The following is a 14,188-nucleotide window of genomic DNA, read 5'->3' on the forward strand; positions in this document are numbered from 1 at the left end:
CCGCATCCTGGCAGGCAGGGCGGGCCCCGCCCAACGGGGGGTTCCCATGAGAAGTGCCCCATCTCATGGCTACCACCCGTCTCTTGCGGTAGCCGTGTGCCGAGAGGCAACTCCTGACCATCGATTCCCGTCATCGAAGGAGTAGGCGGGGCACGCGAGTTCGAAAGCGTGCCCTGATGTGAGTGATGACGAGGAGGACCACGTTGAGACGTGTCGCACGTGTGGCGACCACGGCTTTGGCGGTGTTCGCGCTCGCGGCGGTCTCGCCGGGCGCAGCGCATGCCGGGCCGACCGCCGATCCGCCGGTACCCGCGCCACCCCCCGCGCCCGCGTCGGCGGGCGACGACGGCAAGGGCCTGCCGCAGGGGTGGCGGCTGGCGGGTGAGGGCGCCGGGAACCAACTCGTGTGGGCCTCGCCCGACCCCGTCCCCATGGGGGACGCGCGCGTCGAGTTCTACTCCGGCGACAAGCTCCTCGGCCGGCCCGTGGCCGCGCAGGACCGGCGCTCGTTCCGGCTGCCGCTGCACGGCGCGCGCCTCGGCTCCGGCAAGCAACTGAAGGTCCTTGCCGCCGGACGCCGCCTGGACGAGGCCGGTGCCGAGGCGAACGCGCGCGGCCCGCGGCCCGCTCCGGCCGCACGGCCCGCGACGCCCCCCGCGAACAAGGTCGACCCCGGAGTGCCTGGCCGCTACCGCACCGTCACCGGCGACTACACGCTCAAGTCGGTACGGCTTCCCGGCTTCCCCGCCCCGGTGGAGATGCGGGCCAACGTGGTCGGCCCCGTCGACGCGCCGGGGAAGCGGCCGCTCGCCCTCTTCCTGCACGGCCGCCACTACACCTGCTACGGCGCCGGGGACGGGCAGGGGATGGGGTGGCCCTGCACGGGAGGCACGAAACCGGTGCCGAGCCACGCGGGTTACCTGCGGGCCCAGAAACTCCTCGCCTCGCAGGGGTACGTCACCGTGTCCATCGCCGCCAACGGCATCAACGGACAGGACGACGCCGCCGAGGACGGTGGCGCGCAGGCCCGCTCCTCACTGGTGCGACTCCACCTCGCCCGCTGGGCGCAGTGGGCCGACAAGCGGTCCACCGCTCCGGCCGCGGTGCGCGCCGTCGCACCGGCCGACCTGTCCCGTGTCCTGCTCGTCGGACACTCGCGGGGCGGCGAGGGCGTCAACCGCGCAGCCCTCGACAGCCTGTACCGGCCGCCCGCCGACCAGGACGGGTACCGCGGGCCGGTCCGCTGGAAGATACGCGGCAACGTCCTGATAGGCCCCACCGTCTTCGGACAGAACCCGGCCCCCGACGTACCCTCCATGACGATCCTGCCGGGCTGCGACGGTGACGTCTCCGACCTGCAGGGCGAGATCTACGTCGACGGAACGCGCGGCGTCAGCCGCGGCGCCGCCCTGCACAGCGCGGTGTACATGGTCGGCGCCAACCACAACTTCTTCAACAGCGAGTGGACCCCGGGCCAGTCGACGGCACCCGCCGACGACGACTTCTTCTCCGACGGGCCGGCCGACCCGGTCTGCTCGAAGGGCACCAGGACGCGGCTGACCGCTCCCCAGCAGCAGACCGCGGGAGCCACCTACATAGCCGCGGCGGCCCGGCTGTTCGTCGCGGGCGACGACCGGGTGCGCCCCCTTCTCGACGGCTCCGACCGGCGTGCCCCCTCGGCAGGCCCCGCCCGGGTGCTGACCCATGCCGTCGGCGCGCACCGCACGCGGGCCCTGCTGCCGGACTCCAAGACCGAGGTCAAGGGCGCCCGGCTGTGCGACCAGGTGCCCGCGGATCCGGCGCGCGCCTGCCTGTCACCCCGGACGTCCGGGTCCTCGCCGCACTTCGCCCGCTGGGAGGTCTCGCCGGAACCGGGCCGTGACGCCGTGGCCATGCGCTGGTCGCGGGCGGGTGTGCCGGTGCGAGTGAGCCCCGGGCGTCCGGTCTCCCTCGCGGGTGCCAAGGATGTGGCGCTGCGGGTGATCGTGCCGCCCAACACCACCGGGACCCGCCTCGACGTGTCCCTCGTCGACGCCTCGGGAAAGCGGGCCGGGCTCGGCCGGGTCCGCGTCGACGGGCTGCCGGGCAGCGACCGTACCTCTTCCTACTGGGGGCGTGAGGTGCGGGTGCCGCTGTCGGCGGCGGTCCGCGGCAAGCTCGACCTCAAGCACGTGAAGACCCTCGAACTCACCCCGCGCACCGGCTCCGGCAAGGCGTGGCTGATGGACGCCTGGGGCTGGCGCCCGGGCACGCCCGCGGTGAAGGCGGCCGAGCTGCCGCGCGTCGACGTCGGCCGCCTGACCGTCAAGGAAGGCGACCGGGGAGTGCGCACCTACCGCGTGCCGATGTCCGTCTCGGGCAAGGGCAGCGGCCAGGTACGGGTGTTCGTGCCCGACCCCCGCACGGGCGAGGCCGAGCACCGCACGGTGACGGTACGCCCGGGAGACCGCATCGACGTGCCGGTCGAGGTGCGCGGCGACACCCGCTACGGCCCCGATGTCGCACACGACGCGCTCGTCAAGGCGGTGCGCGGCGCGGTGGTCGGCTCCCACCGCGGCGGGGTGACGGCACGGAACGACGACCCCATGCCGAAGGTCACCCTCGAACCCGTCAAGGACCGGGTCACCGAGGGCAAGCCGCTGATCTGGCGGATGACGCTGTCGGAGCCCGTGGACGTGGATGTGATGGCGAGCTTCGCCTTCCAGCCGGTCGACGGCGGCAAGGAGTTGTCCACCCTGGACGTGGACCCGCGCTGGGTGAAGGAGAAGTTCGGTGTCTCGCCGCGCCCGGAGCGGCCGCTGTCGCAGATGGTGAAGGAGGAGGGCCTGTTCCTCACCGTGGCCGCGGGTGAGAAGAGCACGGAGATACGCGTGCCCACCGTCAAGGACACGGTGCGCGAGCAGGACGAGTCATTGAAGGGCCGGCTCTCCGTCTACGACGAGCGGTGGGAGCCGCAGCCGGGCCCGGTGGTCACCGGAACGGTGCGCGACGCCTCGTAGCGCGTCGCCGAGCGCGGCCGGCCCGGCGGGAGCGCCCGCCGGGCCGGCCGTCGCGGGCCACGCACGACTCAACCGTCGAGCCGGGCCACTGCCAGGGCGTACGCCCGGTCGAGTGCGTCGTCGGCGGCGCAGGGGACGTCCGGGCGCACGCCCGTGCCTTCCCAGTTGGTCCCCGATACGGGGTTGACGGACCGGCCCACCGGGACCGTGGCCTCCAAATGCGGATGCACCGTCCAGCCCTCGCGCGGATGCGCCCCGCCGCGGGTGGCCTCCCCGACCACGACGGCCCGCCCCAACTGCTGCAGGTCGTAGCCGAGTTCCTCGGCCGCCGAGAAGGTGCGCCCGCTGGTGAGTACGTAGAGCGGCTTGCTGCCCCCGAAGCGCGCGCCCGGCACGTGCGCGGAACTCCAGGACTGTTCGAGGCGCTCACCGCTGCGCCAGTGCATCGTGTTGAGGTGGGTGCGCTCGTCCAGCAGATGGCCGCACACGAAGGCGACCGTGTCCGGGTCTCCGCCGGTGTTCCCGCGCAGATCGATGATGAGGGCGTCGGCCTTCGCGACCAGGGTGAGCGCGGCGCCGAGCGGCTCGGCGGCCCAGGCCAGAGGGAACAGGGCCGGAGCCAGTTCGAGCAGAGCGACCCGCTTGCCCGGCAGCAACTCCACCCGGGGCGCACCGCCCAGCGAGGAGTCGAACTCGGTGCGCATGGCCGCCAGGGCGGCCGCCCCCTGCTCCGCGGGGACCGGCTCGGTGTGGTGCTTGAGGCGCAGGTGCGGGTCGCCATTCAGGGACTGCAGGTCCGCCGTGACCAGCGGGGCCAGCTCGGCGGGGGCGGTGACCTCGTACGCGCCCTCGGCCAGGCGGCGCCGCAGCAGTGCGGCGAGCTGTTCGGCGATCTCGGGGAAGACGTAGTGGTCCAGGAGGAGTCGGGCGGTCTCCTCGACGACGGAGGCGACGCCGAACTGCTCTGCGGCAGGGGTTCTGGCGGGCGGGGCAGGGGGCACGGCAGGCGAGGCGGTTGTCATGGCAGGGGAGTAGACCAGCCCTCTTCCCAAAGCGTCAAGAACATTGGACACTTGATGCATGTCCGAGCAGCACCAGCAGTCCCCGCCCGATGTGGTCCTGGAGATCGAGTCACCCGAGCAGCACGCCGCACTGGCCCACCCCTTGCGCCAGCGTCTGCTCTTCATGCTGGGCCATCGCCCGGCCACCATCAGCCAGTTGGCGGCGACGTTGAACGCGGGCAAGGGCAATGTGGCCCACCACCTGAAGGTGCTGCGCACCGCCGGGCTCGTGCAGGTCGCCGAGACGCGCAAGGTCAGGGGCGGCACGGAGCAGTACTACCAGCGGGTGGCCCGGCGCATGGCCGTCGCCGAACCCCGGGCCGAGGGGACCGCCGCGATGCTCGGCGCCGTGGCCCAGGAGCTGGCGCGCTCACCGCAGACGGCCCTGTCCCTGCGCCATGTGCGCCTCAGCCCCGACAAGGCCCGCGAACTCGCCGAGACCCTCGCCCGGTTGGTCGACGAGGCGGAGGAGGACGAGGGCGAACAGCCGGTGCACGGCGTACTGGTGGCGCTGTACGAGCACGTGCGGCCACCGGGCACCGACTGACGGGACACGTGCGGCCACCGGGCACCGACTGACGGGACAGGTCCGGCCACCGGGCACCGCTTGACGGAGCACGTCCCGGCCGTCGGTGCTGCCGATAATTTCCGTCGCTCCCCGCCGACGGAATTCGTAGGGTTCCCCCATGTCCGCACCAGGCTCTCGCGCATCCGTCCCGACACCCCGTCCCGAGCTGCAGCTTCTTCGGCCCGATCACGCGCCCGCGCTGCTCTCCTTCGAGGAGACGAACCGCGCCTACTTCGCCGCGACGGTCCCCGACCGCGGCGACGCCTACTTCCGCGACTTCGACGCGCGCCACCACGCCCTCCTGGATGAGCAGGCCGCGGGCGTCTGCCGCTTCCACGTGCTGGTCGGCGACGGGGGAGAGATCGTCGGGCGGATCAACCTGCTCGACCTGGCGGACGGCTGCGCGGAGCTCGGTTACCGGATCGCGGAGAAGGCCACCGGCCAGGGGCTCGCCACCTGGGCCGTCCGGCAGGTCTGCGACCTCGCTGTCACCACGTACGGGCTGACCGGCCTGCGCGCCGCGACGACGCACGACAACCCGGGCTCACGGGCCGTGCTCACCCGCACCGGCTTCGTGCCGGTCGGGGACGTGCGGCTGGGCGGCGTTCCGGGGACCAGCTTCGCCCTGACGCTCTGACGCCCGTTCCAGGAAGCGGAGCAGTTCGACGGGGAAGGGCAGGACGAGGGTGGAGTTCTTCTCGGCGGCGACGGCCACCACGGTCTGCAGGAGGCGGAGTTGGAGGGCGGCGGGCTCCTCGGACATCTCGTGTGCGGCCTCGGCGAGCTTCTTGGAGGCCTGGAGTTCGGCGTCGGCGTTGATGACGCGGGCCCGCCGCTCGCGGTCGGCCTCGGCCTGGCGGGCCATGGACCGCTTCATCGTCTCGGGCAGGGAGACGTCCTTGATCTCGACGCGGTCGATCTGTACGCCCCAGCCGATGGCCGGGGAGTCGATCATCAACTCCAGGCCCTGGTTGAGCTTTTCGCGGTTGGACAGCAGGTCGTCCAGATCGCTCTTGCCGATGATGGAGCGCAGCGAGGTCTGCGCCATCTGCGAGACCGCGAACCGGTAGTCCTCCACCTCCACGACGGCGTTGGCCGCGTCGACCACCTTGAAGTAGATGACCGCGTCCACCCGGACCGTGACGTTGTCCCGGGTGATGCCGTCCTGCGCGGGCACCGGCATCGTCACGATCTGCATGTTGACCTTGCGCAACCGGTCGATACCGGGGACCACCATCGTGAAACCGGGACCGCGGACCTGGCCGGAGAGCCGGCCCAGACGGAACACCACACCGCGCTCGTACTGCTTGATCACGCGGGCCGCCGCCATCGCGTACAGCAGACAGCCCGAGGCGGCCGCGGCGCCCGCTGTCAGCAGTTCCTGGACCATGGCGCGACCCCCTGAGGTTTGAGCCGACCGCTGCTTTCACGATATGCCCGTATATGTCCTGTGGTCGAGCCCCCTTCGGGTCGCCCGGGGGGAGGCTCGACCACAGGACATCGATCAGTCGGTGCGCGGCCGGGACTCGTGCAGCCGGGTGTGATACCGCCCGTCCGACTCGTACCCCGTGGGATCCTCACCGGCGAGGATCACCTGCCGGACGGCGTCGCGACGCTCCTCGGGACTGGTGAAGAGCCGCTGCACATAGGTGCGCGAGGAGTCCGTGACCGTGGTGAGGCCGTGCGCGGCCAGGGTGTCGGCGATGCGGCGGTAGGGCACCGTCCGGAGCACGAACGCGCTCACCCACACCGGCTGCCGCGCGGCGTCGAGCAGGGCGTCGAACGTACGGTGCGATATGTAGCCGATACCGCCGGTGACCGTGATCAGACCCGTGCGGGCGACCGCGCGGCGCAGCCCGGCGCTGGGCGGATGCCGCTCCAGGTTCTCGGCATACGCCTCGTCGAGCAGTCCCGCGTCCAGCGCGTAGCGGGTGGCGTTCGCCGCCAGGTCGAGGCCGATCACCGGGGTGGCGTCGGGGCGCCGCCGCGAGGCGTAGAACTCCTTGTCGCGCTCGACGAGTTCGTCCGGCGTGAGCGCGGCGGCCTCCTCGGAGGTGTAGTGCGCGTACAGGTCGGCGAGGGTCAGCTCGTGGTTGAGCAGCGCCGCGTTGATGCCGTACGAGCAGCACAGGTCGAGGACCGTCACGGGGCCCTCGCTGCCGGCCAGCCGGGCGCGCAGCTCGCGGGTGCGGCGGAAGACCGCCTGGGCGTGCTGCGGGATCTCGTACTCGTACGGCGCCAGCGTCCTGAAGTAGGTGCGCGGGTCCGGCTGGTCGTAGATGTCGTCGAATCGGGTCTTGCCCGATGCGGTCCTTGTCCTGTGCCGGTCTGTGGCCATGGAGCACCTCCGGGAGCGTGGAACGGGTCTGGGGCAGGAGTGAACCTCTACCGGACCCGTACCGCCCCCCGATAGACCTTGTGGCGCTATCCGGCCACGCCACCACCCCGCCCGGCGGCCCGCGCGGCCGCCCCCTGACTGCTCTGGAGCCGATGTTCTCCTCCCAGGGTCCCACGCTGCGTGAGCTCGCCGTTCAGGCGTTCTCGTCCACGAGCACGGATACGACCTGCTCGCCCCGAAGTTCGACCGGACTCCCTTCCGTTCGCCTGGCCGGTTCCTGGCGGCGACAGCCGACGCGCTGAAGCCCCTGGGACCCTTCGACGCGGGCCTCGACGTGTGCTGGACGGAGAACCGCCCGCCCCTCGCGGGGCGGGCGGCCCGTGCCTACCGTGCCCAGGGGAACCAGTTGGGCAACTGGTCCGGTCGGCACGGCAGGTCCTTGGCCGTCTTCAGCGCCCCGACGCCGCGCAGGCTCACCCCCGGGGTGGCCAGCGCCACGAACGCGTCGTCGCGCGTACGGCCGCTGATGTCGGTGATGCGCAGGGCGATGGTGAACTTCAGGTGGGCCGGGCGCAGCCCGAACGACTGGGTGACGCCGATGGACTCGCCGAGCTCCACCCACCCGCGGCGCTCCACCGCGTACGCCTCCACCCGGTACGCGCGCAGGTCCGTGTCCGGCCGGACGAACACGGTGACGTCGTCGTCGCCGCCGGCGGCCAGGATGACCAGGCGGGTGATGCCGACCTCCAGCCGGCCCGCCGCGCCGAGCGAGACGAACGTTCCCGCGGGCTTGTCGACGACGCTGCCGAGCACCGCGCGCGCGTCGGCGTGCTGGTTGGCGTCCTTGATCGCGCCTGCCTCGAACTTGATGACGCGGTTGACGTACCGCAGGTCGCCGACCGGCGGCGTGTGCTTCGGTACGAGCACGTCCTCGCCGCCGAACTGCAGGCCGATGGCGGGGTTGACCTTCGGGTCGAACGTCACCGTGCCGGTGTACGAGCCGTCGAGCCGGCTGGTCAGCGCGCCGGGCTTGCCGCCGAGCGCGGTGAGGCCGAAGCCGCCGGCCGTGTCGGGGTTGATCAGCAGGACGTTGCCGAACCGGTCCCGCGGGATGACGGTCGCGTCGATCTGGCCGGGCCCGGTCTGGTTGAGGTCGATCCGGGTGTGCTGCGGCTCGGGCCGCACCATGACGAGCGTCTCCTGCTTGCTCTCGCGGTGGAAGCTGGTGCCGTCGGCGGTGATGCCGGTGGCGGACAGGTAGAAGACGTACTGCTTCGGGACCGACGTGTCCGTGACGGTGGCCCGGTAGTTGCCGGTGCCGTCCGCGTCGCTCATCGCCTGGACGTGCTCGCGGCGGCTGCCGTCGATGTTCAGCCCGGCGAGCTGGGCCCCCAACTGCCTGACGAGCAGCGGGGTGGCGTCCTTGCCGGCGAGCAGCTCCTCGGCGCGCTTCAGCGCCTCGGCGGGTACGCGCAGCGCGGCGATCTGGTTGTCCGTCGACCGCACCGGCGCGGTGGTGGACAGCGATACCGCGGCGCCGGTCACCGGCCGGCCTTCGGCGGTGAGGCGGCCGGTGACGGTGATCGGGTCCCCGGCGAAGTAGGTGCCCTTGTCCTGGCTGACCTCCAGGCGCAGCGTCGAGTCGGTGAGCACGTCGTAGACGTAGTGCTCGACGTCGGGATCGCCCTCGCTCGTCGCGCCCGTCGCGCCCGTCGTGTCCGCGGCGCCGATGACTCCGCCGCCGGAGCTGACGAGCAGCCGCCAGGTGCCGTCGCGCCCCCGGGTGCCGGACGTGCCGGTGGCCCCCTCGGAGCCACTGTCGCCCCGCAGGAAGTCCCGGGGGATCAGGTACATGTTCGAGCGCGTGCCGCCGTGGAAGGTGACCTGGGAGAACCTGCCCTGGCCCGCGTTCTCCGGCGTGATCAGTTCGCAGTTCGGGGTCAGCAGTTCCAGCCGCAGCCTGCTGGCGTCGGGGGTGTTCCAGTCCAGGACGAAGGCGGCCTTGTCGTCGTACGGGGTGATGACCGTCTCGTGGCGGATCTCCCGCTCGCCGAAGACGAACACGCCCGGCGGATCGGCGGGGGAGGAGGCGTCGGTCAGGCCCTCCTTGAGGGCGTTGCGCAGGACCGCGCCGAGTTGGGTGGGGGTGAACCCCGGTTCCGTGACGCTGTGCGAGACGCCGCCGAACGAGCCGTCGGCGAGGGTCTTGATCAGGATGTGGTCGACGTCGGTGTGCCCCTCGACGCCGTACCCGATGCCGTACATCGTGATCTTCTTCTCGGCGAGCGAGGTGCCGGTGGGCGCCGTGCCGTTGGGTGGTGCGGTGAACTCCTTCGGGTTGTGCGTGCCCGAGTTGTGTGCCCCGTCGCTCATCATGATCAGCCAGCGGCGGCTGGTGTTGACGCTGAGCGGGTCGGTGCCGAAGTAGCTGGTGGCGGGCGCGAGGACGTGGTCGAGGCCGTCGCCCATCGGGGTGCTGCCGGTGGGCACGATGGCCTCGACGGCGGTGCCCGCTTCGTCCATCTCGGAGGCCGCGATCTGCTTCATCGGGACGATGTCGAAGCCGGCGGGGCCGGCGCCCACTGCGGGGAAGCGGGCGATGCCGAACCGGCCACCGTTGTCGGCGAAGAGGCCGAGGAGGTGCAGGAACCCCTTGGCCGCCGTGGTCAGCTCCCCCCAGCGGGACTCCGCGACGGTGGCGGGGGGACCACCGACCGGGTTGCCGCCCATGCTGCCCGAGGAGTCGAGCAGGAGGACGACCTCCAGCTTCTGCGTGACGGCGGTCAACGCGAGTTGCTGGTTGTGGCCGGCGGAGGTGCCCACCGTGGGGTCCGGTGGTGTCACGACGATGTTCGTGGTCAGGGTGGTCTTGTTGTCCGGCGGGGGCGCGGCGGGCGCGGTGAACCGGAGCGAGAGGGTCTCCGTGCGGGAGGGGCGTACGGTCAGCGGCAGGGGCGAGGTGACCGTGAAGCCGCTGGCCGGAAGGGAGCCCGCCGTGGCGATGGTCAGCGGGGCGGTGCCCTTGTTGGACACCCGCACGCTGTCCGAGTCGGACTTGTTGACGAGGGAGAGGAAGGTGGACACCGTGCCCGGCGAGATGTCGAGCCAGGGCTTGGCCGTGTCGGTGGCCGCGTCGGCCACCACCCAGGTGAACTCGACGGGCGCGCCACCCGCGTTGTTGTTCTGGAAACCCAGCCGCCAGGTCTCCGCGGTGCCCGCCTGGTCGAACCCCATACGGATGATGGCCACGTTGTCGGCCTCGACGTCGCGTTTCACGTCGCCCAGGTACGTGGTCTTGTTGAACACCCCGCCGGTGAATCCGGTGATCTCCACCGCGGGTCCCTCGGTGTCGCCGGGGGTGGCCGGGGTGTCGGGGTGTCCCGCCCGGATGAACAGCGTCGGGAGTTCGACGGCGCCCGTCGCGCACACCCGGACGTACATCATCTTCGCGTAGCCGCCCTGGTCGCGCGGCCCGGCCAACTGGTCGATGCCGACGAAGACCGGGGACCCGGTGTTGACGGTGAGCGCGGCGGTCTGCGGATCGGGATAGACGTGGAACGCCATGAGCATTCCCTTCCTAACCGTTGATCGTGAATATGTCCGTGCTGGTGGCGGTGCCACCCGCGGTGGTGACCGAGAGCTTCATGTCCTTGGTGGTGCCGGGCGGCGTCATCCCTGCGGGCACCCGTACGGAAATCTGGGTGGCGGAGGGCGTGCCGATGATCACCGCGGTGAAGGTGTCGAACTTGACCGTGACCGGGGTGAAGTTGAAGTTGTTGCCGTTGAGGATGATGGGCTGCTGGCCGGCCACCCCGGACTTCGGGGAGAACTGGGGCGGCGTGGTGGCGAAGGTCGGGGCGGGGATGTTCAGTTCGGCCCGGAACGGGTCGTCGCTGACGATGCTGCCCGCCGGGTTGGTCACGGTGATCTTGACGTCGGCGTTGGTGCTGCCCGCGGGCACCAGGCCTGCCGGCACCTGGACGACCATGCGGGTGGCGGTCGGCACGCCGACCACCGTGGCGGCCACGGCCGCGAAGCGCACCTGCGTGCCGGCGGCGTTGAAGTTGAACCCGTTGAGCGTCACCTGCGTGCCCGGGGTGCCGTTGCCCGGGCCGAACTGGGTGGTCGGCTCGGTGAACGCCGGCGCGGGGTCCGCCGTGAACGTGTCGTCGCTGATCACCGAGCCGCCCAGGTTGCTGACGGTGATCCTGACGGCCGCGGAGACACCCCCGGGGGTCAGCCCGCCCGGCACCCGGGCCACGACCTGCGTCGACGACGCCCCGCCCACGATCTTCGCGGGCAGGTCGCCGAAGCGCACGGTCACCGGGGCGACGGCGAAGTTGCTGCCGTTCAGGGTGACCGGCTGCCCGATGACGCCGCTCTTGGGCACGAACTGCGGCTGCCCGGGCGCCGGGACCGTGAACGCGGGCAGCAGCAGCGTCCGCTCCATCAGGCTCATCCTGCGCTCCATGTCGGAGACGGTCAGCCGGCGCTGCCGCAGATCGCCGATCATGGCTGCTTCGATGGTCGCCACCCCCCGGGGCCGCTGGAGGGAGGCCAGCGGGTAGAAGCTGTGTCCGGACGGCGGCGCCGGCACCGCGTCCCCCTCACTGACCCGCACCACCCACACCGGCTTGAGCCGTACGGACGTCTGGACGCCCACGTCGCGGCTGTTGTTCAGCTCCGCGTCCACCGTGCCGTCCACCTCGGCCAGCGAGACGTCCAGGTACACGGTGTCCGTCCGCGGATCGGGCTGCGCCGCCGTGGGCGCCGTGAGCGCGGGCAGGCCCGGCTGGCTCTTGTACGTCACCGCCGCCGGGACGACCACCTCGACGCCGCCGACCAGCGCGCTGCCGGGCCCTCCGGCATCGCCGGCCGCGATGAGGAAGTCCTGACCGTTCTGCCCGGTGGGCAGCGCCTGCACGGCGAAGCCGTTGGCCCCGGCCGCGGCCCCGTTGCCGACGTAGCGGCTGATGACCGCGCGGACCGTCGCCGAGATCAGGTCCTGCAACAGGTTCAGGTCCCGGTCCAGGACCGGCACACCCTGCTCGACGTGGATGCCCACGTACCCCTTCTGCTGGTTGGCCAGCAGCAGTTCCAGCGGTGACTGCGAATAGTCCGCCACGGTTCCCCTCCTTCTGCGGCGTTGCTCCGGTACGGCGAGATGGCTCTGCTCGATGGCTACGGAATGATGAAGACGGGGCGCGCGGTGACCGGCATGGCGTCGGCGAGGACGCCGGCCAGCCGGGAGACCATCGCCTTGACCTGGTCCGGATCGGCGGTGCCCGGCGGCGCGAGGAACAGGCCGACGGTGTCCCGCCCGATGCGGTCGTCGTTGGTGCGCACGCCGCCGGTCCCGGCGTCGTACGTATACGTCTGGAAGTCCTCGAACCGGCCGCGGAGCCCCAGCTTGGCCGCGCCCGTGGCGTCGACGGTGGTCGTCCCCGCGTACCGGTGATCCACGGTGCGAGTCGCACCGTAGTCCGCGCTCGCGTACTCCAGGCTCTCGTTGGAGCGGTGCACCAACAGAGTGCCGGACGGTGTGTCCACGGCGTATGGGCCGCGCCGCGCGTACGGCCCGTCTCCGATCCGCTGGTTGGTCCCCCACGTGAGCGGGGTCACGGCGAGGACGTTGCGGCTCAGGGACCAGCCGCCGTTCTGCGTCGAACTCCAGAACACCTCGATGTTGCCGTCGGCGGTCAGCAGCGCGGCGGGCTGCCGGTCGTGGTAGTCGGCACCGGCCTTCGGCAGCGCACGGATCGGGGACCAGTCCGAGACCGCCGGGTCGAGCCCCGCCTTGACCCGGTGCACGATGCTCCAGCGGGACTGGCCCGGCGGGCCGCCGCTCTCGTGCCGCGCCCAGAACAGCCACAGCCGCTGGGTCGTGCTCGTCGGATGGAACAGGACGAACAAGTCGTCCTCCACCCGCGGCGGCCGGCCGCCGTCCGTCGGCAGGGTCAGCGGCGCGGGCAGCCAGGCACCGCCGACGTTGCGGTTGTAGCGCAGCTCCCAGCCGTCGCCCACCGCCTCCAGCCAGAACAGCCACAGCCCGCCGGCGTTGTCCGCGACCGCGGTGGGCATCCGCCGCTCGGTGGCGGTGTCCCCGAACACGGCGGGCGCCGACCAGGTGGCAGGACCCGTCCGCACGCTGAACCAGATCCGCCACTTGCGGTCCGCGGGCGGCTGCTCCGGGTCGTACCCCTGCCAGAACAGCCACACGATCCCGGCGCCCTGCACGGCCACCGAAGGGTGCTTGTCGATGCCCGGCCGGTCCACCCGCGGGGCGCTGGGCTCCCACTTCCCGCCCGCGAACCGTTTCATCCAGATGTCCCAGCCGTGCGGCCGGCGGGTGTGGAAGAAGAACAGCGACGAACCGTCCGCCTCGCGCAGCGCCACCGGCCGCCCGTCATGGGCGAAGTTGACGGACGCGAGCGCCGCGGGCGCGAAGACGCCGGAGGCATCGCGCAGCGCGGACCACAGGTTCAGCCGCTCCGGCTGGTTGGTGCGCGCCACGTTGTGGACGTACTCCTTGGTACGGCTGGTCCAGCCGGTGACCCGGGCCACGGTGGCGTCCAGCGTGGGCACCCCGCCGATGGTCCGGTAGATGCGCGGCGCGAACCTGACCTCGTTGCGCTGCGCGTCCACCGGCAGCCCGAAATCGGTCTGCCAGCCGATCCACTGCGCGAGGAGCGGCAGCAGCCGGCCGTCGACCCGGTCGAGGTCGCCGAGATCGAGGCCGGCGCGGACGAGGCTGTAGATCCGGTCGAGTTCGCCGCCGGGCAGGTCCAGGAAGCGGCGGAGCTGCCCCTTGTCGCGGTCGGCCGGCAGGCCGCTGCCCGCCACAGGGGTGCGGCCGGCGTCGTAGCGGCGGTAGATCGCCGGCAGCATGCCGTAGAGCAGACTCGCGAAGTCGTACCGCGAGGTGGCCATGGCGGACGCGTGGTTGTGCGGGTCGGGGTCGTACGTGGGCACGGGGGAGCCGCTGAACGGGAACAGCGTGTAGTAGTAGACCGTCCCGCCCCGGATGCCGGTGTCGACGGTGCGCGTGTCGGGGCCGATCGTGTGGGCGATGAGCCGGCCGTCGTCGGGGCCGGTCGGATGGGTGCCCTCCCGGCGCACCACGCGGGTTCCGGGCGCGCGCCCCGGATCGGGGTTGTGCCAGCTCAGGTCGATCCTGTTGCCAAAGGGGTGGGCGGTGGCCGTGATGTCCGTCAGCCGCACC

The 14,188-nt window shown here is 71.9% G+C and carries 9 protein-coding genes and 1 pseudogene; 4 read left to right on the top strand and 6 right to left on the bottom strand.

The annotated features are described in order from the left end of the window. The first annotated feature begins 203 nt into the window (after nucleotides 1-203). Entirely contained in the window at nucleotides 204-2,999 is a 2,796-nt protein-coding gene (locus ACFVYL_RS30075) for a hypothetical protein (RefSeq protein WP_389721448.1), read from the top strand. 68 nt (nucleotides 3,000-3,067) lie between these two features. Here the strand turns inward: ACFVYL_RS30075 and ACFVYL_RS30080 are convergent, their stop codons facing one another. After that, the gene (locus ACFVYL_RS30080; protein WP_389721450.1) at nucleotides 3,068-4,021 is read right to left on the bottom strand and encodes a S41 family peptidase; all 954 of its coding nucleotides are present in this window, start codon (nucleotides 4,019-4,021) and stop codon (nucleotides 3,068-3,070) included. A gap of 58 nt (nucleotides 4,022-4,079) precedes the next feature. On the opposite strand from ACFVYL_RS30080, the gene ACFVYL_RS30085 reads away from it, so the two are divergent. Together ACFVYL_RS30085 and ACFVYL_RS30090 are read left to right on the top strand one after the other, a co-directional pair. Then, nucleotides 4,080-4,607: an ArsR/SmtB family transcription factor gene (locus tag ACFVYL_RS30085; protein ID WP_389721452.1), complete on the top strand. Its 528-nt coding sequence runs from the start codon at nucleotides 4,080-4,082 to the stop codon at nucleotides 4,605-4,607. Between the two features lie 139 nt (nucleotides 4,608-4,746). After that, nucleotides 4,747-5,265: a GNAT family N-acetyltransferase gene (locus ACFVYL_RS30090; protein WP_389721454.1), complete on the top strand. Its 519-nt coding sequence runs from the start codon at nucleotides 4,747-4,749 to the stop codon at nucleotides 5,263-5,265. Here the strand turns inward: ACFVYL_RS30090 and ACFVYL_RS30095 are convergent. Further along, complete coding sequence (locus tag ACFVYL_RS30095; RefSeq protein WP_389721456.1) at nucleotides 5,173-6,018, bottom strand: slipin family protein; 846 nt, start codon at nucleotides 6,016-6,018, stop codon at nucleotides 5,173-5,175. The two genes, ACFVYL_RS30090 and ACFVYL_RS30095, sit on opposite strands and share 93 nt — an antisense overlap. A gap of 114 nt (nucleotides 6,019-6,132) precedes the next feature. Further along, a complete protein-coding gene (locus ACFVYL_RS30100; RefSeq protein ID WP_389721458.1) occupies nucleotides 6,133-6,966 on the bottom strand; it encodes a hypothetical protein in 834 nt (277 codons plus the stop codon). A gap of 152 nt (nucleotides 6,967-7,118) precedes the next feature. Here ACFVYL_RS30100 and ACFVYL_RS30105 point away from each other — a divergent pair. Then, a pseudogene (locus ACFVYL_RS30105) lies at nucleotides 7,119-7,306 on the top strand (SAM-dependent methyltransferase); the annotation flags it as partial. 44 nt (nucleotides 7,307-7,350) lie between these two features. Here the strand turns inward: ACFVYL_RS30105 and ACFVYL_RS30110 are convergent. From ACFVYL_RS30110 to ACFVYL_RS30120, 3 genes are read right to left on the bottom strand one after another with little or no spacing between them, the layout of a single operon-like run. After that, entirely contained in the window at nucleotides 7,351-10,530 is a 3,180-nt protein-coding gene (locus tag ACFVYL_RS30110) for a hypothetical protein (RefSeq protein ID WP_389721460.1), read from the bottom strand. A 13-nt stretch (nucleotides 10,531-10,543) separates the two neighbouring features. Continuing rightward, on the bottom strand, nucleotides 10,544-12,091 hold the full coding sequence (locus ACFVYL_RS30115) for an IPT/TIG domain-containing protein (RefSeq protein WP_389721462.1): 1,548 nt from the start codon (nucleotides 12,089-12,091) through the stop codon (nucleotides 10,544-10,546). Nucleotides 12,092-12,147: 56 nt separating this feature from the next. Continuing rightward, nucleotides 12,148-14,187 (bottom strand): hypothetical protein, encoded by a 2,040-nt coding sequence (locus ACFVYL_RS30120; protein WP_389721464.1) that lies wholly within the window; start codon nucleotides 14,185-14,187, stop codon nucleotides 12,148-12,150. Nucleotide 14,188 lies beyond the last annotated feature (1 nt).

This window comes from Streptomyces sp. NPDC058308, from assembly GCF_042880275.1.
Classification (GTDB): Bacteria; Actinomycetota; Actinomycetes; order Streptomycetales; family Streptomycetaceae; genus Streptomyces.

Excerpts from the sequence above, each read along its gene's own strand:
- ACFVYL_RS30080 (WP_389721450.1), bottom strand. The coding sequence starts at position 4,021 with ATGACAACCGCCTCGCCTGCCGTGCCCCCTGCCCCGCCCGCCAGAACC.
- ACFVYL_RS30085 (WP_389721452.1), top strand. The coding sequence starts at position 4,080 with ATGTCCGAGCAGCACCAGCAGTCCCCGCCCGATGTGGTCCTGGAGATC.
- ACFVYL_RS30090 (WP_389721454.1), top strand. The coding sequence starts at position 4,747 with ATGTCCGCACCAGGCTCTCGCGCATCCGTCCCGACACCCCGTCCCGAG.
- ACFVYL_RS30095 (WP_389721456.1), bottom strand. The coding sequence starts at position 6,018 with ATGGTCCAGGAACTGCTGACAGCGGGCGCCGCGGCCGCCTCGGGCTGT.
- ACFVYL_RS30100 (WP_389721458.1), bottom strand. The coding sequence starts at position 6,966 with ATGGCCACAGACCGGCACAGGACAAGGACCGCATCGGGCAAGACCCGA.
- ACFVYL_RS30110 (WP_389721460.1), bottom strand. The coding sequence starts at position 10,530 with ATGGCGTTCCACGTCTATCCCGATCCGCAGACCGCCGCGCTCACCGTC.